Annotated in this window: 17 protein-coding genes and 5 pseudogenes; 6 read left to right on the forward strand and 16 right to left on the reverse strand. The window is 74.5% G+C overall.

The genetic code is table 11. From position 1 onward, the window contains the following. Window positions 1–6 precede the first annotated feature (6 nt). From MRQ36_RS34355 to MRQ36_RS07770, 6 genes are all read right to left on the reverse strand, one after another. Window positions 7–1,410: an SCO7613 C-terminal domain-containing membrane protein gene (locus MRQ36_RS34355; protein WP_374249909.1), complete on the reverse strand. Its 1,404-nt coding sequence runs from the start codon at window positions 1,408–1,410 to the stop codon at window positions 7–9. A gap of 541 nt (window positions 1,411–1,951) precedes the next feature. Further along, a complete protein-coding gene (locus MRQ36_RS34360; RefSeq protein ID WP_374249910.1) occupies window positions 1,952–2,563 on the reverse strand; it encodes a hypothetical protein in 612 nt (203 codons plus the stop codon). 164 nt (window positions 2,564–2,727) lie between these two features. Then, complete coding sequence (locus MRQ36_RS07755) at window positions 2,728–3,591, reverse strand: hypothetical protein (protein WP_242794184.1); 864 nt, start codon at window positions 3,589–3,591, stop codon at window positions 2,728–2,730. Between the two features lie 47 nt (window positions 3,592–3,638). Further along, complete coding sequence (gene cutA, locus MRQ36_RS07760) at window positions 3,639–3,959, reverse strand: divalent-cation tolerance protein CutA (protein WP_242794185.1); 321 nt, start codon at window positions 3,957–3,959, stop codon at window positions 3,639–3,641. Window positions 3,960–4,015: 56 nt separating this feature from the next. Continuing rightward, window positions 4,016–5,035: a 1-acyl-sn-glycerol-3-phosphate acyltransferase gene (locus MRQ36_RS07765; protein ID WP_242794187.1), complete on the reverse strand. Its 1,020-nt coding sequence runs from the start codon at window positions 5,033–5,035 to the stop codon at window positions 4,016–4,018. After that, the gene (locus tag MRQ36_RS07770; protein ID WP_242794188.1) at window positions 5,035–5,868 is read right to left on the reverse strand and encodes a patatin-like phospholipase family protein; all 834 of its coding nucleotides are present in this window, start codon (window positions 5,866–5,868) and stop codon (window positions 5,035–5,037) included. The genes MRQ36_RS07765 and MRQ36_RS07770 overlap by 1 nt, the downstream gene beginning before the upstream one ends. 199 nt (window positions 5,869–6,067) lie before the next feature. Here MRQ36_RS07770 and MRQ36_RS07775 point away from each other — a divergent pair, with 199 nt between their 5' ends. Both MRQ36_RS07775 and MRQ36_RS07780 read left to right on the forward strand, forming a co-directional pair. Next, complete coding sequence (locus MRQ36_RS07775; RefSeq protein WP_242794189.1) at window positions 6,068–7,285, forward strand: serine/threonine-protein kinase; 1,218 nt, start codon at window positions 6,068–6,070, stop codon at window positions 7,283–7,285. Beyond that, a complete protein-coding gene (locus MRQ36_RS07780; protein ID WP_242794190.1) occupies window positions 7,279–7,575 on the forward strand; it encodes a hypothetical protein in 297 nt (98 codons plus the stop codon). The genes MRQ36_RS07775 and MRQ36_RS07780 overlap by 7 nt, the downstream gene beginning before the upstream one ends. 4 nt (window positions 7,576–7,579) lie before the next feature. Here the strand turns inward: MRQ36_RS07780 and MRQ36_RS07785 are convergent, their stop codons facing one another. The 10 genes and pseudogenes from MRQ36_RS07785 to MRQ36_RS07825 all read right to left on the reverse strand — a co-directional run bounded on the left by MRQ36_RS07785 (window position 7,580) and on the right by MRQ36_RS07825 (window position 16,777). Continuing rightward, window positions 7,580–8,626: a glycosyltransferase family 4 protein gene (locus tag MRQ36_RS07785; protein WP_242800920.1), complete on the reverse strand. Its 1,047-nt coding sequence runs from the start codon at window positions 8,624–8,626 to the stop codon at window positions 7,580–7,582. Between the two features lie 125 nt (window positions 8,627–8,751). Continuing rightward, complete coding sequence (locus MRQ36_RS07790) at window positions 8,752–9,420, reverse strand: BON domain-containing protein (protein WP_242794191.1); 669 nt, start codon at window positions 9,418–9,420, stop codon at window positions 8,752–8,754. Window positions 9,421–9,615: 195 nt separating this feature from the next. Further along, window positions 9,616–11,180 (reverse strand): annotated as a pseudogene (locus MRQ36_RS07795) (trypsin-like peptidase domain-containing protein). 62 nt (window positions 11,181–11,242) lie between these two features. Further along, a pseudogene (locus tag MRQ36_RS07800) lies at window positions 11,243–12,487 on the reverse strand (sensor histidine kinase); the annotation flags it as partial. Window positions 12,488–12,636: 149 nt separating this feature from the next. Next, window positions 12,637–12,802: pseudogene (locus MRQ36_RS34365) on the reverse strand (two-component sensor histidine kinase); the annotation flags it as partial. Next, window positions 12,799–13,500, reverse strand: a complete 702-nt coding sequence (locus MRQ36_RS07805) for a response regulator transcription factor (RefSeq protein ID WP_242794193.1) — start codon at window positions 13,498–13,500, stop codon at window positions 12,799–12,801. The pseudogene MRQ36_RS34365 and the gene MRQ36_RS07805, both read right to left, overlap by 4 nt. Before the next feature lie 72 nt (window positions 13,501–13,572). Beyond that, window positions 13,573–14,181 carry a PadR family transcriptional regulator gene (locus MRQ36_RS07810; protein WP_242794194.1) on the reverse strand — a complete coding sequence of 203 codons (609 nt, stop codon included), beginning with the start codon at window positions 14,179–14,181 and terminating at the stop codon, window positions 13,573–13,575. Continuing rightward, window positions 14,178–15,014: a DUF4097 family beta strand repeat-containing protein gene (locus tag MRQ36_RS07815; protein WP_242794195.1), complete on the reverse strand. Its 837-nt coding sequence runs from the start codon at window positions 15,012–15,014 to the stop codon at window positions 14,178–14,180. Before MRQ36_RS07815 ends, MRQ36_RS07810 begins: the two co-directional genes overlap by 4 nt. A 128-nt stretch (window positions 15,015–15,142) precedes the next feature. Next, a pseudogene (locus MRQ36_RS33200) lies at window positions 15,143–16,003 on the reverse strand (lysophospholipid acyltransferase family protein); the annotation flags it as partial. Then, window positions 16,000–16,777 (reverse strand): annotated as a pseudogene (locus MRQ36_RS07825) (GNAT family N-acetyltransferase). The pseudogenes MRQ36_RS33200 and MRQ36_RS07825, both read right to left, overlap by 4 nt. 193 nt (window positions 16,778–16,970) lie before the next feature. Here MRQ36_RS07825 and MRQ36_RS07830 point away from each other — a divergent pair. The 4 genes from MRQ36_RS07830 (at window position 16,971) to MRQ36_RS07845 (ending at window position 23,539) form a co-directional block, all read left to right on the forward strand. Then, complete coding sequence (locus MRQ36_RS07830; RefSeq protein ID WP_242794197.1) at window positions 16,971–17,627, forward strand: hypothetical protein; 657 nt, start codon at window positions 16,971–16,973, stop codon at window positions 17,625–17,627. 162 nt (window positions 17,628–17,789) lie between these two features. Next, window positions 17,790–18,728 carry an ABC transporter ATP-binding protein gene (locus tag MRQ36_RS07835; protein ID WP_242794198.1) on the forward strand — a complete coding sequence of 313 codons (939 nt, stop codon included), beginning with the start codon at window positions 17,790–17,792 and terminating at the stop codon, window positions 18,726–18,728. Further along, the gene (locus MRQ36_RS07840; protein ID WP_242794201.1) at window positions 18,725–19,546 is read left to right on the forward strand and encodes an ABC transporter permease; all 822 of its coding nucleotides are present in this window, start codon (window positions 18,725–18,727) and stop codon (window positions 19,544–19,546) included. Before MRQ36_RS07835 ends, MRQ36_RS07840 begins: the two co-directional genes overlap by 4 nt. Before the next feature lie 246 nt (window positions 19,547–19,792). Then, entirely contained in the window at window positions 19,793–23,539 is a 3,747-nt protein-coding gene (locus MRQ36_RS07845; protein WP_242794202.1) for a multifunctional oxoglutarate decarboxylase/oxoglutarate dehydrogenase thiamine pyrophosphate-binding subunit/dihydrolipoyllysine-residue succinyltransferase subunit, read from the forward strand. Window positions 23,540–23,600: the final 61 nt, after the last annotated feature.

The raw sequence follows: 23,600 nt of genomic DNA on the forward strand, positions 1-23,600 counted from the left end.
CTACCCTCACCCCATCCGGCCGACCAGGGTCCGGAGCCGGTTCAGGTCGCGCCGGCGCCGTTCGTAGGTGGCGGCCAGCGCGATCAGGGCCAGCCCGCCGACCGCGAGGAAGATCCACCGGGGCAGCAGGTCCCAGCCCCGGGCCAGCTCGTGCAGGGCGAGCGGCACCAGCGTGGCGCTGCCCAGCAGCACCGGCGCCTGCCAGCGCCGGACCGCCCCGGCCAGCACTGCGGCGACCGCCGCCGCGCCGAGCGCCAGCCGCCGCCACGGCTGCGGGTCGGGGGCCACCAGCACCGAGACCAGGCTGGGCAGCAGCGCCGCGACGAGCCCCGGGCCGAGCGCCAACCAACTGGTCAGCCCGGGTCGGGCACCGAGCGCCACCAGGCCGGCGGCGAGGGCCAGGCCGGCCGCCGGCAGGGTGTACGCCTCCAGCAGCACCACCCCGCCGGCCGCGAGCAGCAGCCAGCCGCCGAGCAGTTCGCTGACGCCGGCGACGGCGGCGAAGGCCCGCCGCCGGGCCGGCGACTCACCCCGCCGCAGCACCCGCAGCGCGACCGCCACCCCCAGAGCCCGCAGACCGCCGCCGCGTACCGGGGTGCTCCCCAGGTCAGCAGGACCGCCAGCACCGCCACCGCCTGCCCGACGGCCGTCACCGCCGGCCCGACCGTGGCCGCCCCGCCGGGCTCCCGCCGGGCCAGCAGCGGCGCGGCGTGCAGTGCCGCCACGGCGACCGCCAGCACCGCGAACGCGGCGGTCCGCACCGGCAGCCCGCCGGCCAGCGAGGCGGTCACCGCGAAGCCGGTCGCCGCCAGCACCGCCGCCGGCCAGCCGGCGATCCGGGTGGCCGCCTGCCGGCCGGCCGTACCGACGACCGCCGCCGCGACGACCAGCACACCCAGGCCGGCGAGCGTCCCGGCCCGGGTGGCGAGCAGGCCGCCGAACCCGGTCCCGCCGAGCATCATGCCCACCGGCAGCGCGACCGGCACGAGCGCCCGATGCGGCCTGGCGAGCGCCGCGACCAACAGCGCGGCCACCCCGACCGCGAACGCGACGGCCGCTGTCACCGGCCACGGCGCCCGGACGGCGGTCGACAGCACCGGCAGCGCCAGCGCACCGAACGGCAGCGCGACCAGGGCCGGCAGCCGCCGCCGCCCGGCAAGGATCCGCAGGTACGCCGCCCCGGCCGCGCCGAGCAGCAGCGCCGACCCGGCACCCCAGACCCCCGGCACCCGGTCCACGGTGGGCACCCCGACCAGGGCCGCACCGGCAGTTCGGCGAGCACCCGCAGCACCACCGGGGCGGTGACCAGCAGGGCGAGCCCGGCCAGCGTGACACCCGCCGCCCGGGGGGCGAGGGCCGGCCGGTCTCCGCCACCGGAGGCCAGCGCCAGCAGCACACCCAGCGCGGCATAGCTCGCCACCGGTTCGTCGGCCGGTACGACCAGCGGCGCCACGCCGAGCAGCACGAGGGTCACGGCCAGCCCCGCCGAGGCGTACCCGAGCAGGTCCGGCCAGCGGCGACGGACCGCGAGCGTGGCGACCACCAGCAGCCCGGCGGCGGCGGCCGTCCCCCGCAGCTGCCACCAGGCCGGCACCCCGACGGCGAACAGCCCGACGGCCACTCCGGCCGGTACGGCGAGCGCCGCCGCGAGCAGCGCACCTGCCGCCGACGGCCGGTTGGGTGCCGAGGCCGCGCCGGCCCCGGGCCGCAGCGGCGAGTCCGACCGCGACGACCACCACCAGCGCCCCGCCCAGCGCGGCCGGGTCGGCGCACGCCACCAGCAGCGCGTGCCCGGTCAGCACGGCGCCGGCCAGCGCCGAGGCCAGGACGGTCGCGTACCGGGCGGTGGGACGCCGCACGGCGGCCAGCAGCAGCACCGCGCCGACCAGCAGGTCGACCGCCACCACCACCGGCCACGGGGTGGCCGCGACCGCCGGAGCGGCCAGCACGGTCAGCGCACCGCCGACCACCCCGACCACCGGCCGGGCGGCCCGGGGCAGCAGCACCGCCGCCGCCCCGGCGGTGAGCAGCACGGCGACGGGGAGTTGCCAGCCCCAGTGCGGTGCGGGCACCTCACCGGCGCCCGCCAGGCCGGCAGTGAGCCGTCCACCACCCGACCGGCCTGGTAGGCGGTGAGCGACGCGACCGCCTGGGCCAGCCCGGCGGCCACCACCAGCGCACCGATCCGGGGCCCGGTACGCAGCCGCGCCGGCAGCAGCCGGACCGCCCCCGCGAGGGCGAGCACGATCACCCCGGCGGCCACCAGCAGCAGCCCCGGACGCAGCGCGGCGACCGGCCGGAACAGCGCGGTGGCGAGCACCGGCACCAGCAGCCCGGCGGTCACCGCCCGGAAGGTCCGGCCACCGGCCAGCAGCGCGCCGCCGAAGAGGGCCAGCGCCACCACCAGCAACGGACCCCCGGCCAGCAGCGGCGTACCGGCGGCCCGCCCCCAGGCCAGCGGCACCAGCGCGCAGCCGGCGGCGACGGTCAGCGCGACCGCGTACCCGAGCCAGCCGAGCACCCGACCGGCGGCGACCGCCGTCGACCCGGCCGGGGCGGTCACCGGAGCCGGCGGTGCGGCGACCGACCCCCGCCGGCCGCCGCACCCCGATCCCCGCCGGGGCGGGGTGGACCGGTCCCCCACCGGTCACCCCGCCCCCCACCGTGACGCCGACCGGTGCCGGTGCGGCACCGCCCCGGCCGCGCAGGGCGACCACCACCACGAGGTCACCCAGCGCCACCACGGTGAGCACCAGCGCCCAGCCGGCGGCGGACGGTCGCGCCGCCGCGACGAGCAGCGGCAGCACCGGCTGCGCCACCAGCAGCGCCGCGAACCACGGCACGGTCAGCCGACTGAGCAGCGCGTACCCGGCGGCGATCGCCGCGCCGGCCCCCGACCAGCGCGGCATACCGGGTCCCGGGCCAGTCGGCCACCCCCGCGAGGTCGACGCTCCAGGCGGCGTACCCGTCGAGGAGCACCAGCAGCAGCCCCACCGCGGCGAACGTCTCGGCGGTGCCGCGCAGTCCGCGCCACCGGGCGACCAGCGGCACGGCGAGCGTGAGCCCGGTGAGCGCGACGAGGATCAGCGCCCGACCGGCCACGCCGACCGCCGCCCAGGCCACCGCCGTGAAGACCACGGCCGCGGTGCCGAGCAGCAGTCCACCCAGGACGAACAGGAGCCCCTGCACGGTCCGCGTCGAGGTCTCCGGCCGGCCGGGCCGGGCCGCCGGTGCGGCGTACCCCGTCAGCGGCGGCCCGACCGGCTGGGGTGCGACCGGCATCGTCGCGGGCCCGACCGGCACCGTCGCGGGGCGGACCGGGACCGGCCGCGCCGGGTTCGGCGGCGGGATCTCCGCCCGGATCCGGGCGGCCAGCTCGGACCGGCGCTGCCGGGCGGTGCCCAACCGGCCCAGCAGTTCCTGGTACGTCACCCGGGCCCGCTCCACCTCCGGCGTGAGCGTCGCGATCTGCCGGTCCAGCCGCACCACCTCCGCGGCGGGCGGGTACGGCGGGCGACCGCAGCCGGGGCACCCGGCGACGAGATCGGCGGGCGCGCCGCAGCCGGGACAGGGGTAGCCGGTGTTCTCCACCCGCACAGCATGGTGGCCGCGTCAAGGGCCGCCCAGAGTAGGAGTACCTAGGGTCGGGTGTGCTCGTGCACCCAGGCCGCGTACGCCGGGTTGCCGCTCTCCACCCGGGTCACCAGGATCTCCGGCACCTCGTACGGGTGGTTGGCGCGGAGCTGGTCGACCAGGGCGGTCACCCGGTCCGGGGCGGTCTTGAACTGCACCGTCCACTCGGCGGTGGTCTGGATCGCGTTCTGCCACCAGTAGGTGCTGTCCACCTGCCCGCCGACCTGGGCACAGGCGGCCAGTCGCCCGGCGACGGCCGCCGCCGCCAGCACGTCGGCGACCCCGCGCGCGTCCACCACCGTCGTCACCACGCAGATCTGCTCCACGAGCGCACCATACGTGGGATTCCTGCCAATCGGCTGTAGGCCGGTCCGCGGCGGGGTCAGGCGATCGCGCCGTCCCGGTTCGCGGCGATCCACCGGTCGATCCGCGCCCACCAGTCGAAGAGCCAGTCGATGCGTTCCTGCCGGCCGGTCGGCACCTCCTCGGGCGGCACCGACCAGAAGCGCATCACGATCCGCTTGTCCATCGGCAGCTCCCGCCAGACGTCCGTCACGGTGAGCATCCGGTCCAGGCCAGTGTGCGCCACGAAGATCACCCCGGCGTCGGGGGCGGCGTCCAGGGCGGCGAGCAGCCCGCCCGGCTGCGGCGCGAGCACGTGCTGCATCCGTTCGGCCCGCAGCGCCATCCGCTCCAGGCCCAGCGTCCGGAGCCGGGCGATCGCCCGCAGCCGCCGGCTCGGGGTGAAGTTGCCCCCCTCCGGGAAGATCACGAACGCGTCGTCGTCGTCCAGGCCGGCGGCGAGGTGGCCGATCTGGCCGACCACGGCCTCCCGGCCGTCCGGTCCGGGGGCGATGAACCGGTTGGGCAGCCGGTTCAGCAGGACGTCGATCGCCGGGTCCCACTGGAGGCTCTCCTTGAGCACGATCCGGGGCTCCCGGTGGAACCAGTTGACCAGGGCGTGGATGAGGATGAACGAGTCGCCCGGCCCGGCGTGCCGGCAGAGCACCAGCTCCGGCCGGCCGGGCAGCGCGGTGTCCGGGTCGGTGCCGACCACGTCGATGCTCAGCCGCAACGTCCAGCGCGCCTGCCAGAACATCACCCGCAGGAACCAGCCGGCCACCACGTAGTGCGCCCGCTGGAAGGCCGGTGACCGCTTGTACGCGCCGAAGCCGGACGCCAGCCAGAGAGCGAAGAGGACGAGCAGCGCCGCCGCGTCCCAGACCAGGTAGACGGTGCCGATCCAGAGCAGCCGCAGGGGCCGCAGCCGGCCGGGCACCAGCGGCGAGGCGGCCAGCGCGAGCAGCGCCCAGACCGGCAGCGTGGTGACCAGCGCGACGGCGAGCAGCACCACGCCCGGGGCGAGCAGCAGCCGACGTACCCAGCGCGGGGGCAGCGGCATCAGTGGTCCAGCCGGGTGTCCAGATAGCGGCGGGAGGCCGTGTACGCGCGACTGATCCGCCGCCCCACGGCCGCCATGTCCCGGTACGCCCACGGGCTGTCGTCGCGCGGCTCCCCGCCGCCGGTCGGCAGCACGTGCACCTCCACCCCGTCGGGCAGCGCCGCCATCTCCCGGGCGAACCGGTGCCGGCGGGCGATCTCGAAGGCCACCTGGGCGATCTCCCAGGGCCGCCGGGGCGGCGTCAGCTCCCGCTCGATCCGCCCCACCTGGAGCACGAAGATCTGCTTCGCGCCCTCGGCGACCGCCTCCCCGATCGGGATGGAGTTGACGATGCCGCCGTCGATGTAGTGCTGACCGTCGATCTGGGCCGGCGGCAGCAGGCCCGGCACCGAGGCGGAGGCGAGCACCGCCGGCACCAGCGGCCCGTCGTGGAACCAGTGTTCGGCGGCCCGCTCGATGTTCGCCGCGCAGCACCGGAACGGCACCTTCAGGTCGGCGAAGGTGGTCTCCTCCCCCAGCTCGCCCTCCAGCAGCCGGCGCAGCGGTCGCGGCGAGTGCAGGTGGGTACGCGCCGCGAACCGGCGCAGCTGCCGGGCGACGGAGTCGCCGTACACCTCGCTGGCCTCGGGGGACGCCCAGAGCCGGACCAGCCGGTCGGTGACCGCCTCGGTCGGGTCGGCGGCGACCAGCGCCCCGTTCACCGCCCCGATCGAGGTGCCGAGCACCATGTCCGGCTTGATCCGGGCGCGGAAGAGGGCACGGAGCATGCCCACCTCCACCGCGCCGAGCACTCCCCCGCCGCCGAGCACGAACGCCACCGGACCGCCACCCATGCCGTTCATCCTGGCACGCACCCTCACCACCGGCCCGGTCCCGCCGTCCCGACCCGGTGCTCCGGTCACCACGGTGGACCGTCCGGTCGCACTCCGCGACGGCGGGTCGGACCCTCCGCGGCCTCGGACGGGACACCCGTTGACAGGTCGGACACATTCCCGCAACCTGATACCGCTCCCAAGCCCAGGCAGGTGCGATGTGAAGGCGTCACTGCACGCCGGCCGGTTACTGGCCCGCAGGTACCGGCTCATCGACCAGATCGGGGCCGGTGGCATGTCGGTGATCTGGCGGGCCCGCGACGAGGTGCTGGACCGGATCGTCGCGCTGAAGGTGCTGGCCCCGTCGCTCGCCGCCGACGCGCGCTTCCGGGACATGGTCCGCGAGGAGGCCCGCTCCGCCGCCCAGCTGGTGCACCCGCACGTCACCTCCGTGCACGACTACGGCGAGACCCTCGCCCCGGACGGCTCCATCACCTCGTTCGTGGTGATGGAGCTGCTCAGCGGGGAGGAGCTGGAGGACCGGCTCACCGAGGGCCCGCTGCCCTGGCCGCAGGCGGTCGAGCTCGGCGCCGAGGTGGCCGAGGCGCTGGCCGCCGCGCACCGGCTGGGCATCGTGCACCGGGACATCACCCCGGCCAACGTGATGATGACCCAGGTCGGCGCCAAGGTGCTGGACTTCGGCATCGCCACCCGGATCGGCGCCCCCGACGAGGACGAGGACGGCGGCACCTTCGGCACCCCGGCGTACGTGGCGCCGGAACGGCTCGACGGGGCGCCGGCCCAGCCCGCCACCGACATCTACTCGCTCGGTGTGCTGCTGCACGAGACGCTGACCGGGCAGGTGCCCTATCCGGCGGACACCTGGGAGCAGCTCGGCGCGGCGCTGGAGTCCGGCGAACCGCCGTCGCTGGACGGCGTACCCGGACTGCCGTCGCCGGTGGCCGACATCTGCCTGCGCTGCCTCTCCCGCGACCCGCGCCGCCGACCCACCGCCCACCAGGTCGCCGTGGTGCTGCGCGACCAGCTCCTGCCCGCCGACCCGCAGGCCGCCACGATGCTCTCGCCGACGGTGACCCTGCCGGCGCTCGCCGCGCCCGCACCGCCCGCCGCGACGGCGACCACGCTGCCCTCACCCGGGCCCACCGAGCCGGTGGACGACGGCACCCCGGCCGGTGGCGGGCGGCGACGGGCCGCCCGCGGACGCCGCTGGCCGGTGCCGGCCGCGCTGGTCGCGGTCGCGGTGGCCGTCGGGGCGGCGCTGCTGGCCCCCGGGTTGCTCCGCGACGAACCCCGGGCACCGCAGGTGCTGCCCACCTACGACCCGATCGTGCCGGCCACGACCGCCACGCCGGCCGCGACCCCGACCCGGACGCCGTCCCGGTCCCCGCCCCCACCCGGGTCCGGCCGCCGGTGGTGACCAGCAGCCCGCCCGCCCCGTCGGGCGGCAGCCTGGTGGCGGCGGCCGACCGGGTCGACGGGCTGATCGCGGAGGGCCTGGCGGCCGGTCAGATCCGCAGCGACGTCGGCATCGACCTGCGCAACCTGCTGCGCATCGCCGCCACCGCGACGAACCAGGCCGACCTCACCGCCGCGGTGGCCCGGCTCCGCGACAAGATCGGCGAACGGCAGCGGGAGGGCAGCGTCAGCCCGGCGTACGCGAGCCGGCTCGACGCCGCCGCGGCGCAGCTGGGTGCGGCCCGGACCTGAGGAGTCAGCGGGCCGCGAGCCGGACCGGTTCCCGCCGGTGGCCGGCGGCGAACCGCCGGTAGATCGCCTCGTAGCCGGCCGCCATCCGCACGACGGAGAAGTTCTCGGCGATGTGCGCCACGCAGCCGGCCGGGTCCAGCCGGACCGACTCCCGCAACGCCGCCGGCAGCTCGTCGGCGCGGTCGCAGAGCAGCCCGCTCACCCCCGGACGGACCAGCTCGGGCACCGCGCCGCGGCGCAACGCCACCACCGGGGTGCCGGTCGCCATCGCCTCCAGCATCACCATGCCGAACGGTTCCTCCCACTGGATCGGCATGATCAGGCACCGGGCGTCCAGCAGCAGCCGGAAGGTCTCCTCCCGGTCGGCGTTCAGCACCAGGGAGACGTCCTCGTCCAGCAGCGGCTCGACCACCTGCTCGAAGTAGCGCCGCTCGGCCGGCTCGTTGCACTTGCCGGCCAGGGTCAGCGGCAGGCCGGCCGCCCGGCAGGCCCGGATCGCCACGTCGGGGCCCTTGTCCGGGCTGAACCGGGCCAGCCAGAGCACCGGCCCCCGGGCCGGCGCGCGCTTGTGCGGGAAGTCCGCCAGCGGCATCGCGTTGTGCACCGTGCCGGCCCAGGGCAGGCCCGGGTTCGCCCGGCGCTGGGTGTGCGAGATGGCCACCAGGCCCACCCCGTGGTCGGTGTCGCCGAGCACGGTGCCGTACTCGCCGACCGGGTTGCCGTGCACCGTGGCCACCGTCGGCACCGCGCGCCGGCCGGCCACCAGCGGGCCGATGGTGCTGTGGTCGTGGATCACGTCGAAGTCGGCCGGGGTGACGAGGTGGTTGACCCGGGCCAGGTGGGCCAGTTCGGGCAGCGACTCGCCGAGACGGTCGTACTGCAGCTCCGGCACGGTGGAGACAAAGTCGGCGCTGGTGCCGTGTTCCCGGCCGGCACCGAACACGGTCACCGCGTGGCCGCGTCCGACCAGGGCGTCCACCAGGCCGGCCACCACCTGCTCCAGGCCGCCGTAACCCGGGGGCGGCACGCAGAGCCACGGCGGCACCACCATCGCGATCCGCAGCGGGTCCTCGCGTACCCGGTCCGGCGGCGGATGCTTTCCGGCCACGAGCCCTCCCGTTGGTCCCGAACGTGATCGTCGGCGTCTTCCCGACCCCGGTGGCGGTAAACGGCGGCTCAGCCGGCCACCACGATGCGGTCGTGCACCTCGCGGACCCCGGGGGTGGCCCAGGCGGCCCGTTCCGCCTCGTCCCGCTGCCACCAGGAGCGGACCACCCCGGTCAGCACCACCGTGTCGCCGGTGACCTTGATGTCGATCCGTTCGACGCCGGCCCGCCGGACCAGCACCCGCGCCAGGTCGCGGCGGGTCTGCTCGTCGCTCGGCGGCGCCGACGCGCGCACCTCGACCAGGTTGGTGATCCCGCGTACGCCCCGCAGCCGGCGCAACTCCCGCTCGGCGGTCCGCCGCTGGAAGCCGTACTCCACCTCGCCGCGGAGCATCAGCCAGCCGTCGGCCACGGTGACGTCCAGCCGTTCGGCGGGGACGAAACTGTCCCACTCCAGCGCCCGGCTCGCCGCGATGGCGATGTCCGCGTCGGTACGCTCGTCCCCGCCGGCCAGGCGTACCTCCAGCTGGCTGGCCACCGCGCGGACGCCGCGCACCCGGTGTGCGCAGCGCTCGGCCGCCCAGCGTCGGGCGTAGCTGTCCACCCAGCCGGTCAACGTGACCACGCCGTCGGCGACGGTCACCCCGATCTCGGCCGGCCGGGTCTGCGCGTCCCAGTCGAGTTCGTCCAGCACGTCCCGCTGGATCTGCGGATCGGCGGCGGCGGTGGTGGTGGTCATGGCGTCCCCTCCCCGTGCGGCTGGTCCGTCGAGGGTGCCGCCGGACGGGGTGAAGCCGGCTCACCCGGTAGGGGTGAGCACGGAAAAGGCGGCGGCCGCCGGACCAACCCCCTTGGTCCGTCAGCCGCCGCCCGGGACGGAACCAACCCCCTTGGTCCCGTCACCCGCCGCCCAGGGGAGGCAGGTCCGTATCGGTTAGGACGTCTCGGCGAGCGTCACGGTTGCCTTCTGCGTCGAACCGTTTCGCTTGTACTCCACCTCGACCCGGTCGCCCACCTTGCCGGCCTGGACGGCGCCCACCAGGTCGTTGGAGTCGTTGACCGGCTCGTCACCGAACTTGGTGATCACGTCACCGCGCTGGAGGCCGGCCTTCTCGGCCGCACTGCCCGGGACGACCGCCGCGACCAGCGCCCCGCCGTCCTCGGCGGCGTTGACGCTGACCCCGAGCGACGGGTGGCTGACCTTCTCGCCGCGCTGGAGCTTCTCGGCCACGTCCTTGGCCTTGTTGCTGGGGATCGCGAAGCCGACGCCGATGTTGCCGTTGCTGCCCTGCCCGGCGGTGGCGATGGCGGTGTTGATGCCGATCACCTCACCCCGGGTGTTGACCAGGGCGCCGCCGGAGTTGCCCGGGTTGATCGGCGCGTCGGTCTGGAGCAGGCCGGAGATCGAGCTGGCGCCCTGCTGCGGGTTCTGCTGCTGGCCGCCCTCACCGGCGGAGATGGTCCGGTCCCGGGCGCTGAGGATGCCGGCGGTGACCGAGCCCTGGAGGCCGAGCGGGCTGCCCAGGGCGAGCACCTGGTCGCCGACCTGCATCCCGTCGCTGTCGCCGAACTTCGCCGCCTTGAGACCGCTCACCCCGCCGGCCTTGACCACCGCCAGGTCGGTCTTCGGGTCGGTGCCGACGATCTTGGCCTGCGCGGTCTTGCCGTCGGCGAAGACCACCTTGACCGTGTCGCCGGTGGCCGAGGCCACCACGTGGTTGTTGGTCAGCACGTACCCGTCGGCGCTGAGGATCACCCCGGAGCCCTCACCACTGCCCGTCATGATCGTCACGATGCTGTCCTGCACGGCGGCCGCGATCTTCGGCAGGTCGGCGCTGTTGATCACCGGCGCGGCCGAGTAGGTGCGGGTCACGCCGCCGGAGTTGCCGTCCACGGCGAGCGCGAGCGCGCCACCGGCCACGCCGGAACCGAACATCAGCGCCAGCACCAGGGCACCGGCGCCGACGAACTTGGCCGCCCGGCCCGGGCGGGCCGGCGCCGGGGCCCACGGCTGCCCGGCGAGGTGCGGCGGGTACGGCTGTCCCGGCCCGGACTGCTGCCCGGGGTACGGCTGTCCCGGGTACGGCTGCTGCCCCTGGTACGGCGGCACCGGCCCGGTGCCGTGCGGCGGGTACGCCGGGCCCTGCTGCGTACCGGTGGTCCAGCCGGTCTGCGGCTGCCCCCCGTACCACGGGGTGCCGGACGGCGCCCCTGCTGCGGCGGGGCGAACGGGCTGCCGCCCTGCGGCGCGTACGGGTCGGCGCTCGGCGTGTCGGCCCGCTGGGCGGTCGGCGCGTCGGCCCGGTCGGCGGTGGGCGGGGCGTCCGGGCTGCCCGTGGTGGCTCCGGCCGCCGGGGAGTCGGCCGGAACCGGGCCGCTGGCCGGCGCCTCGGCGACGGGCCGCGCATCCTCGACACGGGACAGCTCGGCGGTGGGGTGCGACGGCTCGGCGTCCGCGGGAGCCGGCCGCCGCTGCGGGTCGGTCTCGTACTCGGTCATGCATCCACCTTCTCCGCTGGCACTGCGACCAGCCTGGAATCGGCCTGGAAGTTTCCTGAAAGTCAGTCCGCCTCGTCCGGCGGGGCGGGCAGCAGCGGCAGCCGGACCCGGAAGGTCGCCCCGCCGCCGGGGGTGTCGGTCACCTCGACGGTGCCGTGGTGCGCGGCCACCAGCGCCGCGACGATGGCCAGGCCCAGGCCGGTGCTGGTCGGTCCGCCGGCCCGCCGGGTCCGCGCCGCGTCCGCCCGGTAGAACCGCTCGAAGACCCGCTCGGCCTGCTCCGGCGTCAGCCCCGGGCCGGTGTCCGCCACCTCGACCACCGCCAGGTTCCCCGGTTCGGTACGCAGCCGCAGCGTCACCGCGGCGTCCGACGGGGTGTGGGTGAGCGCGTTGGTCATCAGGTTGCCGATCACCTGGCGCAGCCGGGCGTCGTCACCGAGCACCACCAGCGGGCCGGCGCCCGGCTCGATGTCCAGCTCGATCCGGCGCTCCGGCTCGACCGCCCGGGCGGCCTGCACCGCGTCGGACGCCAGCACCGGCAGCTCCACCGGGGCCAGCGTGATCGGGCGTTCCCGGTCCATCCGGGCCAGCAGCAGCAGGTCCTCCACCAGCAGCCCCATCCGGGACGCCTCGTCCTCGATCCGGCGCAGCAGGCCGGCGGTCTGCTCCGGCTGCCGGGCCGCGCCCTGCCGGTACAGCTCGGCGAAGCCCCGGATGGTGGTCAGCGGGGTGCGCAGTTCGTGTGAGGCGTCCGCGATGAACTGCCGCATTCGCTCCTCCGAGCGGCGGGCCCGGGCCTCCGACACCTGGGCGGCGACGGCGGCGTCCCGGGCGCTGACCTCGGCGCTGCGGGCCGCCGCCTCGGAGGCGGCCCGGGCGGTGAAGGCCGCCTCGATCTGGGCGAGCATCGCGTTCAGGGCCCGGGCGAGACGGCCGAGTTCCGAGGTGGGGCAGGGGTGCCCGTCCTCCGGGTCGGGCACCCGCCGGGTCAGGTCGCCACCGGCGATGGCGGCGGCCGTACGCTCGATGTCCACCAGCGGCTTGAGGCTGGTCCGGACGATCGCCGCGCCGACCGAGGCCAGGATGAGCAGCACCGCGCCGCCGACCAGCAGGTCGATCCAGACGAGCCGCTTCACCGCGAGGTCGACGTTGGTGAGGTGCTGGCCGACCGCCGCCATCTGTCCACCGGGCAGTTGCAGATAGAGCATCCGCCAGCGGCTGTGACCGTCCCGGGACCGCACGGTGAAGGGATCGCCGGCAAGGTCCTGGAAGCCGTCCGCGTTCTGCGGCCAGGGCGGCAGGTCCTCCGCCCGCAGGTCGGGGTTGTAGTACCAGGCCTCCACCTCGCCCTGACCGTCGACCGCCAGCAGCACGTAGTCGCTGGGCAGGGGGAACTGTGCCCGCTGGCCGGGTTGCAACTGCTTGAGCGTGTCCGCGACGCTGCGGGTGTAGAGCCGCAGGTCGCCGTCCACCTGACTGACGAGGTAGTTGCGCAGGAAGAAGGTCGTGGAGACGCTGATCACGACCAGCGCGGCGGCCACCAGGGTGAGCACCGCCGCGACCAGCTTGACCCGCAGCGGAACCGAACGCAGCCGCCCCTTCGCGTCCTGGACCGTGTTCACGCCGCCGGCTTGCGCAGCACGTAACCCACCCCGCGCAGGGTGTGGATCAGCCGGGGCTGGGTGTTGTCGACCTTGCGCCGCAGGTAGGAGATGTAGGACTCGACGATGTTGTCGTCGCCCCGGAAGTCGTAGTTCCAGACGTGGTCGAGGATCTGCGCCTTGGACAGCACCCGGTTGGCGTTGAGCATCAGATAGCGCAGCAGCTTGAACTCGGTCGGCGAGAGCTGCACCCGCTGACCGGCCCGGTGCACCTCGTGGGTCTCCTCGTCGAGCTCCAGGTCGGCGAAGGTGAGCCGGGACGGCGCGTGCTCACCGGTGGCGGTACGCCGCAGCACGGCCCGGATCCGGGCGGTCAGCTCCTCCAGGCTGAACGGCTTGGTGACGTAGTCGTCGCCGCCCAGGGTCAGCCCACGGATCTTGTCGTCGGTGGCGTCCCGCGCGGTCAGGAAGACCACCGGGGTACGCGTACCGCCCTCGCGGAGCATCCGGATGACCTCGAAGCCGTCCAGGTCGGGCAGCATCACGTCGAGCACCACCAGGTCGGGCCGGTGGTCCTTGGCGGCGCTCAGCGCCGCGCTGCCGCTCATCGCCGTCGCCACGTCGAACCCCGCGAAGCGCAGGCTCGCGGAGAGCAGTTCGAGGATGTTCGGGTCGTCCTCGACGACGAGCAGTCGGGCCTCGGTCTGGGTAGCCGCCATGCGCCCCATCATCCGCGCCCCGGCTGCGGCTGCGCTGGGCGGTTCCTGAAAACAACCTGTGAGCGACCCGGGTCAGCGCAGCAGCCGGCGCAGCCCGTCCAGCGCGCCGTCGAGCACCCGGATCGCGGTCCGCAGCTGGGTGTCGCTGAGCCGACCGGCCCGGACCAGCGCGCCGACCTCGACGGTGAACGCGGCGAGCCGCTGGTCGAACTCGGCGAGCAGGGGCGCCTCCCCGTTCGGCGGCGGGGTGGCGGGGCGGGTGGGCGGCGGTTCCCAGCGGGCCCGGCGGGTCTGCCGGGTCGCCTCGCGCAGCTCCCGCTTGAGGTCGCGGACCGAGCCACGGACCTCGGTCCGGATCTCGCCGGCCAGGGCGGAGAGGTCCTCGACGGAGGCGGTGATGTCGGCCTCCAGGGTGGCCAGCTCGTCGGCGCGTTGCCGCAGCTCGGCCCGGCCCGCCTCGGTGATCTCGTAGACCTTGCGGCCGCCGGCGGCGGTGTGGCTGACCAGGCCCTCGACCTCCAGGCGTTGCAGCCGCGGATAGATGGTGCCGGCGCTCGGCGCGTACAGGCCGAGGAAACGGTCCTCCAGCAGCCGGATCAGCTCGTAGCCGTGCTTGGGGCCGTCGTCGAGCAGCTTGAGCAGATAGAGCCGCAGCCGCCCGTGGCTGAACACGGCGGTCACGGCAGCTCCCTCTCCTCGTCGGCACCCTCGACCGGGCGGGCCAGCAGGGCGATGCTGCCGGAGGTCGCGGAGGCCCAGAGCTTACCGTCGCCACCGCCGAGGACCCCGTGGCTGTCCTTCATCGCACCGAATCCCGATCCGCCACCCACCTGGGGGAACCCGCTGGTGATCCGGCCGGCCGTGGTGTGCAGGTGGACGGCGAGGTCGCTGTCCTCGCGGACCCGGACGGTGATGCCGCCGGAGATGGTGCTGAGCCGGATCTCGCTGTGCCGGGGGTTGTCCAGGTCGCAGGTGATCGCCCCGGAGACGGTGTTGGCGTGCACCCGGTCGGCCGCGCTCTCGGCGAGGATCACCTCGCCGGAGACCGTCTCCAGGGTCAGGTCGCCGGAGACGCCGAGCGCCTCCACCGGGCCGGAGACCACCTTGGCGGCGGTCCGGCCGCGCAGACCGCGCAGGGTGACCTGCCCGCTGGTGACGTCCACCTGGGTGTCCCGACGCAGGCCGGAGACAACCAGCGCGCCGTCGACCAGGCGCAGGTCGGCCGGCGCCTCGGCCGGTACGGCGATGGTCACCTCCGCCCGGTACCGCCGGCCGAGCTGCCCGAGCCACCACCGGATCCCGGCCCGGCGCGGGGGGTGTTCGTGGCGGACGACGAGGTGACCGTCGCGGTGCTCGACGATGACCGGCCGGCTGCTGACCTGGGTGACGTCGACCCGGGCCGGGCCGTCGGTGCCGACCACGTTGAGTCGCCCGGTGGTCAGCCGGACGTCGAGCCGGGTGACCGGCTCGTCCAGGGTGAGCCGTTGCGGGCTGTCGACCGTCCAACTGGCCATGGCCGTACTCCTCTCGGCGACGCGCCGCTGCGGCACGTCTGGTGACGAGAGAAGAGTAACGCGATACATCGCGACTGAACAAGACTGTTACGTGTCGCGGATCCGTCAGGCGGCCATCCTCGGCCGAACGGACGCGACGCGGGGCCGCAGGACAGCCGCCTCGGCCGGTCGGGGTCGGTCGGCACCAGGTGCACCGCCGACTCGGCGACCCGGGCCAGCAGCCGCCGGTCCGCGCCGGGCGCCGGATGCAGCGCCGCGCCCACCGCCACCGACACGGTCAGGTCGCGGGCCGCCAGGACCCGGCGTACCGAGGCCCACAGGGTGTCGTCGCCGAGGAAGGCGGCGGCCGTGGTCGCCGCGTCGGTGCCCGCGTACCGGTAGCCGATCCGCAGCGGCACGACCGGGCGCCCCGGCGTCGATCGCCGCCTGGAACATCGCCGGCCGGAACCCGCCACCCGGCCGGCAGCCCGCGGCCTCGCCGCACCAGGTCGTACCCTCCGGAAGACCGCGACCGGACGGCCGCCGCGCAGTGCGGCGGCGACCCCGGCCACGGTGGCGGGCAGGTCGCGGGGGCGGGCCCGGTCCACGAAGACCGTGCCGGCCCCGGCGGCCAGCGCCCCGACCAGCGGCCAGCCGCGCACCTCGCGCTTGCCCAGCAGCCGGGCCGGCGAGACCGCGAGCACCGCCAGCACGTCCAGCCAGGAGACGTGGTTGGCGACCAGCAGGCCCCGGCGCGGCAGCCGGCCCCGCACCACCAGCCGCACGCCCAGGGCACGCAGCGTCGCCCGCGCCCAGCCGCGCAGCGCCGCGTCCCGCTCGCGGGCCGGCAGCACCGGCAGCAGCACGACCGTCGCCACCCCGACCAGCACCATCCCGAGTACGCCCACCAGCCGGCCCACCCGCCGCCGGGCCGGCACGGCCGGCTCACCGGGGACCGGCAGGCAGTCCGGCCCACAGCCGGAGACCGGCCGCCACAGCGGGGCGCTCATTCCCCGCCGCCGAGGAAGTGCCGCAGGTAGCGGGGGTTCATCCGGTCCAGCGAGAAGAGCACGTAGAAGTCGGCCACCCGGAAGTCCGGGTCGTACGCCGGCTCGCCGCCGATCCACGCGCCCAGCCGTAGGTAGCCGCGGAGCAGCGGCGGGACGAGCGCCCAGGCGCACGGCCGGGTCGGACCCCACCGGGTCGACGGTCGCCGACGGCTCGGCGAACCAGGGCCGCCACGGGCGTACCCGCAGCGGCGGCGGGGCCAGGTGCCGGGCGGCGACCTGGGCCCACACCTCGGCCGCCGCGACGCCGCCGTCGGCGACCGGCACCGACGCGCAGCCGCCGAGCCAGCGGGACCCGCGCAGATGCAAGTAGCGGGTCAGCCCCGCCCACATCAGGTTGATCACCGCGCCGGTGCGGTGGTCCGGGTGCACACAGGAGCGGCCGGTCTCCACCAGGTCGTCGCGGAGCGGGTCGAGCGCGGTGAGGTCGAACTCGGCGTCGGCGTACCGCCGGTCGGTCCGGCCCGGCGGCAGCAGCCGGTACGTGCCGACCACCTCGCCGGTGCGGTCGGCGACCACCACCAGGTGGTCGCAGTGGGCGTCGAAGTCGTCGACGTCCCGCCCGGCGGCGGCCGGGTGCAGGGTCGCGCCGAGCTCGGTGGCGAACACCTCGTGACGCAGGCGTTGCGCCGCACCGACCAGCGCCGGGTCGTCGGTGATCAGCAGGGTGTATCCGCTGGTCGTCAGGGGTGTACCAGCGGCATGCAGAACGGCCATGAGGACTGTGTAGGGGCACCGGGTTGCCGGCTGCGGTGGTCAGGGGTGTCGATCCGGTGAACGGCACCCGGCGCGGGAGGCCGGGGCGACCCGCGCGGCGACGGCACCGGGCGCGCGGTGCCGGGACGGGGCGTGCGAGGCTGCCGGTCGGGCCCGGCGACGAGGCCGGCACCCGGACCAGCCGGAGGACACCATGCTCATCGAATCGCGCTTCGCCGGCCCGCCCGGCTCGGGCAACGGCGGCTGGAGCGCCGGGGTGTTCGCGGCGGCGCTCGACGACCGGGGACCGGTCGAGGTGACCCTGCGCCGGCCGCCGCCCCTGGAGACGCCGCTGACCGTGGTCGACGGCGAGGTCCACGACCCGGGGGGCGCCGTCGTCGCCCAGGTACGCCGGGTGGAGCCGTTCCGCGCGGTGGTGCCGCCGGTGGACCGGGCGACGGCCGAGGCCGCCTCGGTGGCGTACCCCGGGCTGGTCGACCACCCCTTCCCCGGCTGCTACGTCTGCGGCCCGGAGAACCCGCACGGCCTGCGGATCTTCCCCGGCCGGCTGCCGGACGGCCGGACCGCCGCGCCGTTCGACGCCCCCGACCCGGTGGCCCCGGCGACGGTCTGGGCCGCGCTGGACTGCCCCGGCGGCTGGGCGGTGATCGCCCCCGGCCGGCCGTACGTCCTGGGCCGGATCGCCGCCGTGGTCGCCGCGCTGCCCGAGCCGGGCGACGCGTGCGTGGTGACCGGCGCGACGGTCGGCGGCGCGGGCCGCAAGGCCGAGGTGCACTCCAGCCTGTACGGCCCGACCGGGACGCTGCTCGGCTGGGCCCGGGCCACCTGGATCGCCCTGCCGCCGGCCTGACGTCTCATCCCTGCGGATGATCACCTCCTGCCCAGGGCGGAGAGGAGACTCCGGACCGCGCCGGATTGACCGGGTTGCACGGCCTTGCCAGGCTGTTCGTCGGCGCCTCCGCAACGGCGTCCCAGCGGCGTGCCCCGCGCGCCGTGGCAGGAGAGGAGAACGATGTCCGACGGGCAGTGGAGCCCCAACGCCGGTACCGGCCAGATCGTGGTGTCCGGACTGACCAAGCAGTACAAGAACGTCCGGGCGGTCGACGATCTGTCCTTCACCGTCGAGCCGGGACGGGTGACCGGCTTCCTCGGCCCCAACGGCGCCGGCAAGACGACCACCCTGCGCATGCTGCTCAACCTGGTCGCCCCGACCGCCGGTACGGCGACCATCGGCGGCCACCGGTACGTCGACCTGGCCGACCCGCTGCGCTCGGTGGGCGCGGTGCTGGAGGCGTCCAGCGCGCACAAGGGCCGCACCGGCATCAACCACCTGCGGGTGATCTGCGCCGCGGCCGGCCTGCCCAGCAGCCGGGCGGACGAGGCGCTGGCGCTGGTCGGGCTGACCCCGGCGGCGAAGCGCAAGTTCAAGGGCTACTCGCTGGGCATGAAGCAGCGGCTCGGCATCGCCGCCGCGATGCTCGGCAACCCGCAGGTGCTGATCCTGGACGAGCCGGCCAACGGCCTGGACCCGGAGGGCATCCGGTGGATGCGCGGCTTCCTCAAGGGGCTCGCCGCCGAGGGTCGTACGGTGCTGGTCTCCAGTCACCTGCTGTCGGAGATGCAGCTGCTCGCCGACGACGTGGTGATCATCGCGGCCGGCAAGCTGGTCCGGCAGGGCCCGGTGGACCAGGTGATGGGCTCGATGACGCACGGTGGCCAGGTGCGGGTCCGCACCCCGCAGGCGGCGGAGCTGACCGCCGCGCTGCGTGAGCAGGGCGCCACGGTCACCACCGACGAGCACGGCGTGCTGCTGGTCGCCGGGGTGGACGCCCCGACGGTCGGCCGGGCCGCGCTGACCGCCAAGGTGGAGCTGCACGAGCTGACCGCCGAACGCCCCGACCTGGAACGGGTCTTCCTGGAACTGACGGCCGGAAAGGCGGACATCCGATGAACCTCGTCCGATCCGAGCTGCTCAAGATCCGTACGACCAGCACCTGGTGGATCTTCGGCCTGATCACGCTGCCGCTCTGGGGCGTGGCCATGCTGCTCAACTGGTTGCAGGCCGCGACGGTGACCAGCTCGACCGCCGACATGCCGGCGGACCAGGCCGAGCAGATGCAGGCGGCGGCCAACCCGGACAGCCTGGCCGCCAACCTCTACACCAACGGCCAGTTCCTCGGCCTGATGATCGTGATGCTGCTGGGCATCGTCGTGGTGACCAGCGAGTTCTTCCATCAGACGGTGACCACCACGTTCCTCACCGCCCCGCACCGCACCGCGGTGATGCTGGCCAAGCTGGCCGCCGCGGGCGTGCTGGCGCTGCTCTTCTGGCTGGTCACCACGCTGCTCAACCTGGCCGTCGGTCCGCTGGTGCTGCACGCGGTGGACGTCGGGCCGCAGCTCGGCAGCGGCGCGGTCTGGCGGGCGATCGGCCTCAACGCGCTGGCCTACCTGCTCTGGTCGGTGCTGGGGGTCGGGCTCGGCGTGCTGATCCGCAGCCAGATCGGCGCCACGGTGACCGGCATCCTGCTCTATCTGGGCGGCACCATCGGCGCCGGCATCGCGCTCAGCCTGCTGGCCGCCCGGTTCGGCGACTGGATCAACCAGCTCCAGTTGGCGGTGCCGTCGCTGGCGTCCGGGCTGATGGTGAGCGGTGCTGACATCCCGGGACAGCCGCCGCGCTGGGCCGGGGCCGCGGTGCTGATCGGCTACGCCGTGGTCGCCGGGGCGATCGGCGTGCTGACCATCCGGCGGCGCGACATCTCCTGACCTGCCACGTCGGACGGCCCCGGGACATCGTGCCCGGGGCCGTCCGGCACTAGCAGGAGTCGGCACGGCACGCAGCGGTTGCCGAACTTCTGGCATCTTCTGTGAAACGGGCCACCAGCCGGAGGCGAGAATGCCGGGGGCATTCGCACGGCGTAGCCTGGGGACCGTCTTCCGTGCGTCGCTGTTTCCGGCACGGGAGGACACCGCGTGACATACGAACCCGCGTGAAAGAGGCGATTACCGGCCGTGTCGACCCAGCAGACTTCGCAGGAGAACCCACTGGCGGGTTTCGGCCCGAACGAGTGGATCGTCGAGGAGATGTACCAGCGCTACCTCGCCGACCCCTCGAGCGTCGATTCGGCCTGGCACGATTTCTTCGCCGACTACCGACCCGCCCCCGGCGCCGCCGGTCGCCCGGCTGACGGTCAGACCAAGCCCGCCGCCCGGCCCGAGCCCGCCGAGCAGCAGGAGGCGGTCGCCACCGTCACCCAGCCGGCCGCCGAGAAGCCGGCCGCGAAGGCCGCCCCGGCCCCGGCCAAGCCGGCGCCCGCGAAGCCGGCCGCCGCCAAGCCCGCCGCCGAGAAGCCGGCCGCGAAGCCCGCCCCGGCCAAGCCGGCCGCCAAGGCGCCGACCGCGAGCGCCGCCGGCACCACCCCGCTGCGCGGCGTGGCCGCCAAGATCGTCCAGAACATGGACGCCTCGCTGGCCGTGCCGACCGCCACCAGCGTGCGCGCGGTCCCGGCCAAGCTGCTGGTGGACAACCGCATCGTCATCAACAACCACCTGGCCCGCGGCCGCGGCGGCAAGGTGAGCTTCACCCACCTCATCGGGTACGCGATGGTCCGGGCGCTGGTCGAGCACCCGGAGATGAACAACTCCTTCGCCGAGGTCGACGGCAAGCCGGCCATGGTCCGCCCGGAGCACGTCAACCTGGGCATCGCCATCGACCTGGCCAAGCCGGACGGCTCCCGCAACCTGGTGGTCCCCTCCATCAAGGCCTGCGAGCAGATGGACTTCCGGCAGTTCTGGCAGGCGTACGAGGACGTGGTCCGGCGCGCCCGCCGCAACGAGCTGACCATGGAGGACTACTCCGGCACCACGATCTCGCTGACCAACCCGGGCGGCATCGGCACGGTGCACTCGATCCCGCGCCTGATGCAGGGGCAGAGCGCCATCATCGGCGTCGGTGCGATGGAATACCCGGCGCCGTACCAGGGCATGAGCGAGGCGACCCTGGCCGAGCTGGCGGTCAGCAAGATCATCACGCTGACCAGCACGTACGACCACCGGATCATCCAGGGCGCGCAGTCCGGCGAGTTCCTCAAGGTGATGCACGAGCTGCTGCTCGGCGAGCGCGGCTTCTACGACCAGATCTTCACCTCGCTGCGCATCCCCTACGAGCCGGTGCGCTGGGTGCGGGACGTGGCGGTCGACTCCGAGGGTCAGATCAACAAGACCGCGCGGGTGCACGAGCTGATCCACGCGTACCGGGTGCGCGGCCACCTGATGGCCGACACCGACCCGCTCGAGTTCAAGATCCGCAAGCACCCGGACCTGGACGTCCTCCAGCACGGGCTGACCCTGTGGGACCTGGACCGGGTCTTCCCGGTCAACGGTTTCGCCGGTAAGCAGCGGATGAAGCTGCGCGAGATCCTCGGCGTGCTGCGCGACTCGTACTGCCGCCGGATCGGCATCGAGTACATGCACATCCAGGACCCGGAGGAGCGGCGCTGGATCCAGGAGCGGATCGAGCGGAAGTACGAGAAGCCCAGCCCGGAAGAGCAGAAGCACGTGCTCAACCGGCTGAACGCCGCCGAGGCGTTCGAGACCTTCCTGCAGACCAAGTACGTCGGGCAGAAGCGCTTCTCGCTGGAGGGTGGCGAGTCGCTGATCCCGCTGCTCGGCGAGGTGCTGGAGTCGTCCGCCGAGGGCGGGCTGGACGAGGTCGTCATCGGGATGGCCCACCGGGGCCGGCTCAACGTGCTGGCCAACGTCGTCGGCAAGCCGTACGAGAAGATCTTCTCCGAGTTCGAGGGGCACCTGGACCCGCGCTCCACGCAGGGCTCCGGCGACGTGAAGTACCACCTCGGCCAGAACGGCAAGTTCAGCACGCCGGACGGCGAGCACCAGGTCAAGGTGTCGGTGGTGGCGAACCCGTCGCACCTGGAGGCCGTGGACCCGGTGCTGGAGGGCATCGTCCGGGCCAAGCAGGACCGGATCGACCTCAAGCTGGAGGGCTACACCGTGCTGCCGCTGGCGGTGCACGGTGACGCCGCCTTCGCCGGCCAGGGCGTGGTCGCCGAGACGCTCAACCTGTCGCAGCTGCGCGGCTACCGCACCGGCGGCACCGTGCACGTGGTGGTCAACAACCAGGTCGGCTTCACCACCGCCCCGGAGTACAGCCGCTCCAGCCTCTACAGCACCGACGTGGCCCGGATGATCCAGGCGCCGATCTTCCACGTGAACGGCGACGACCCCGAGGCGGTCGTCCGGGTGGCCCGGCTGGCCTTCGAGTACCGCCAGGCGTTCAACAAGGACGTCGTGATCGACATGGTCTGCTACCGCCGGCGCGGGCACAACGAGGGCGACGACCCGTCGATGTCCAACCCCCAGATGTACAAGATCATTGACTCGAAGCGCTCGGTGCGGAAGCTCTACACCGAGGAGCTGATCGGCCGGGGCGACATCACCGTGGAGGACGCCGAGGAACTGCTGCGCGACTACCAGTCGCAGCTGGAGCGGGTCTTCAAGGCCACCCGGGACGCCGCCACCACGCCGCGCCAGCTCAGCCGCCCCAAGCGCGAGGACGAGCCGGAGCCGCAGGTCGACACCGCCACCGACGCCGCCGTGGTCAAGGCGATCGGCGAGGCGCACGTCAACCTGCCGGAGGGCTTCACCCCGCACAAGCGGATCCAGCAGCTGCTCGACCGGCGGGCGAAGATGTCCGTCGAGGGCAACATCGACTGGGGCTACGGCGAGATCATCGCGTTCGGCTCGCTGCTGCACGACGGGGTCACCGTCCGGCTCGCCGGGCAGGACTCCCGCCGGGGCACCTTCGTCCAGCGGCACGCCTCGGTCGTCGACGCGAAGACCGGCGACGACTACCTGCCGCTGAAGTCGCTCACCGCCGGCGGCGAGCGGTCCCGCTTCTTCGTGCACGACTCGCTGCTGAGCGAGTACGCCGCGATGGGCTTCGAGTACGGCTACTCGGTGGAGAACATCAACGCGCTGGTCTGCTGGGAAGCCCAGTTCGGTGACTTCGTCAACGGCGCCCAGTCGGTGATCGACGAGTTCATCTCCTCCGGCGAGGTGAAGTGGGGCCAGCGCTCCGCGGTCACCCTGCTGCTGCCGCACGGTCACGAGGGCCAGGGCCCGGACCACACCTCCGGCCGCCCGGAGCGCTTCCTCCAGCTCTGCGCCGAGGACAACATGCGGGTGGCCATCCCGACCACCCCGGCGAACTACTTCCACCTGCTGCGCCGCCAGGCCCTGTCGCCGAAGCGCAAGCCGCTGGTGGTGTTCACGCCGAAGTCGCTGCTGCGGCACAAGCTCTGCGTCTCCCCGGTGGAGGACTTCACCACCGGCACCTTCTCCCCGGTCCTGGCCGACACCGCCGCACCGGCACCGGAGCAGGTGAAGCGGGTGCTGCTCTGCTCGGGCAAGGTCTACTACGACCTGTTCCAGGCGCGGGCCGAGCGGGGTGTCACGGACACCGCGATCATCCGGATGGAGCAGCTCTACCCGCTGCCCGTCGAGGAGGTCCGGGCCGCCCTGGCGCAGTACCCGAACGCGGAGGACTTCGCCTGGGTGCAGGAGGAGCCGGCCAACCAGGGCGCCTGGTCGTTCGTGGCGCTCAACCTGCTGGAGCACCTGTCCGAGGTCCGGCTGCGCCGCATCTCCCGGCCCGCCGCCGCCGCCCCGGCGGTGGGCTCGGCGAAGATGCACGAGGTCGAGCTGAACGCGCTGATCGAGGCGGCGCTGCCCCGCCCGTGACCCGTCCGGCAGCGGCCCGTCCCGGCTCCGGGGCGGGCCGCTGCCGTCGGCGTCCGTACGA

Source organism: Micromonospora sp. R77 (assembly GCF_022747945.1).
Taxonomy (GTDB): domain Bacteria; phylum Actinomycetota; class Actinomycetes; order Mycobacteriales; family Micromonosporaceae; genus Micromonospora.

Excerpts from the sequence above, each read along its gene's own strand:
- MRQ36_RS34355 (WP_374249909.1), bottom strand. The coding sequence starts at position 1,410 with ATGCCGCGCTGGGTGTGCTGCTGGCGCTGGCCTCCGGTGGCGGAGACC.
- MRQ36_RS07765 (WP_242794187.1), bottom strand. The coding sequence starts at position 5,035 with ATGCCGCTGCCCCCGCGCTGGGTACGTCGGCTGCTGCTCGCCCCGGGC.
- MRQ36_RS07770 (WP_242794188.1), bottom strand. The coding sequence starts at position 5,868 with ATGGGTGGCGGTCCGGTGGCGTTCGTGCTCGGCGGCGGGGGAGTGCTC.
- MRQ36_RS07785 (WP_242800920.1), bottom strand. The coding sequence starts at position 8,626 with ATGGTGGTGCCGCCGTGGCTCTGCGTGCCGCCCCCGGGTTACGGCGGC.
- MRQ36_RS07790 (WP_242794191.1), bottom strand. The coding sequence starts at position 9,420 with ATGACCACCACCACCGCCGCCGCCGATCCGCAGATCCAGCGGGACGTG.
- MRQ36_RS07805 (WP_242794193.1), bottom strand. The coding sequence starts at position 13,500 with ATGGCGGCTACCCAGACCGAGGCCCGACTGCTCGTCGTCGAGGACGAC.
- MRQ36_RS07815 (WP_242794195.1), bottom strand. The coding sequence starts at position 15,014 with ATGGCCAGTTGGACGGTCGACAGCCCGCAACGGCTCACCCTGGACGAG.
- MRQ36_RS07830 (WP_242794197.1), top strand. The coding sequence starts at position 16,971 with ATGCTCATCGAATCGCGCTTCGCCGGCCCGCCCGGCTCGGGCAACGGC.
- MRQ36_RS07835 (WP_242794198.1), top strand. The coding sequence starts at position 17,790 with ATGTCCGACGGGCAGTGGAGCCCCAACGCCGGTACCGGCCAGATCGTG.
- MRQ36_RS07840 (WP_242794201.1), top strand. The coding sequence starts at position 18,725 with ATGAACCTCGTCCGATCCGAGCTGCTCAAGATCCGTACGACCAGCACC.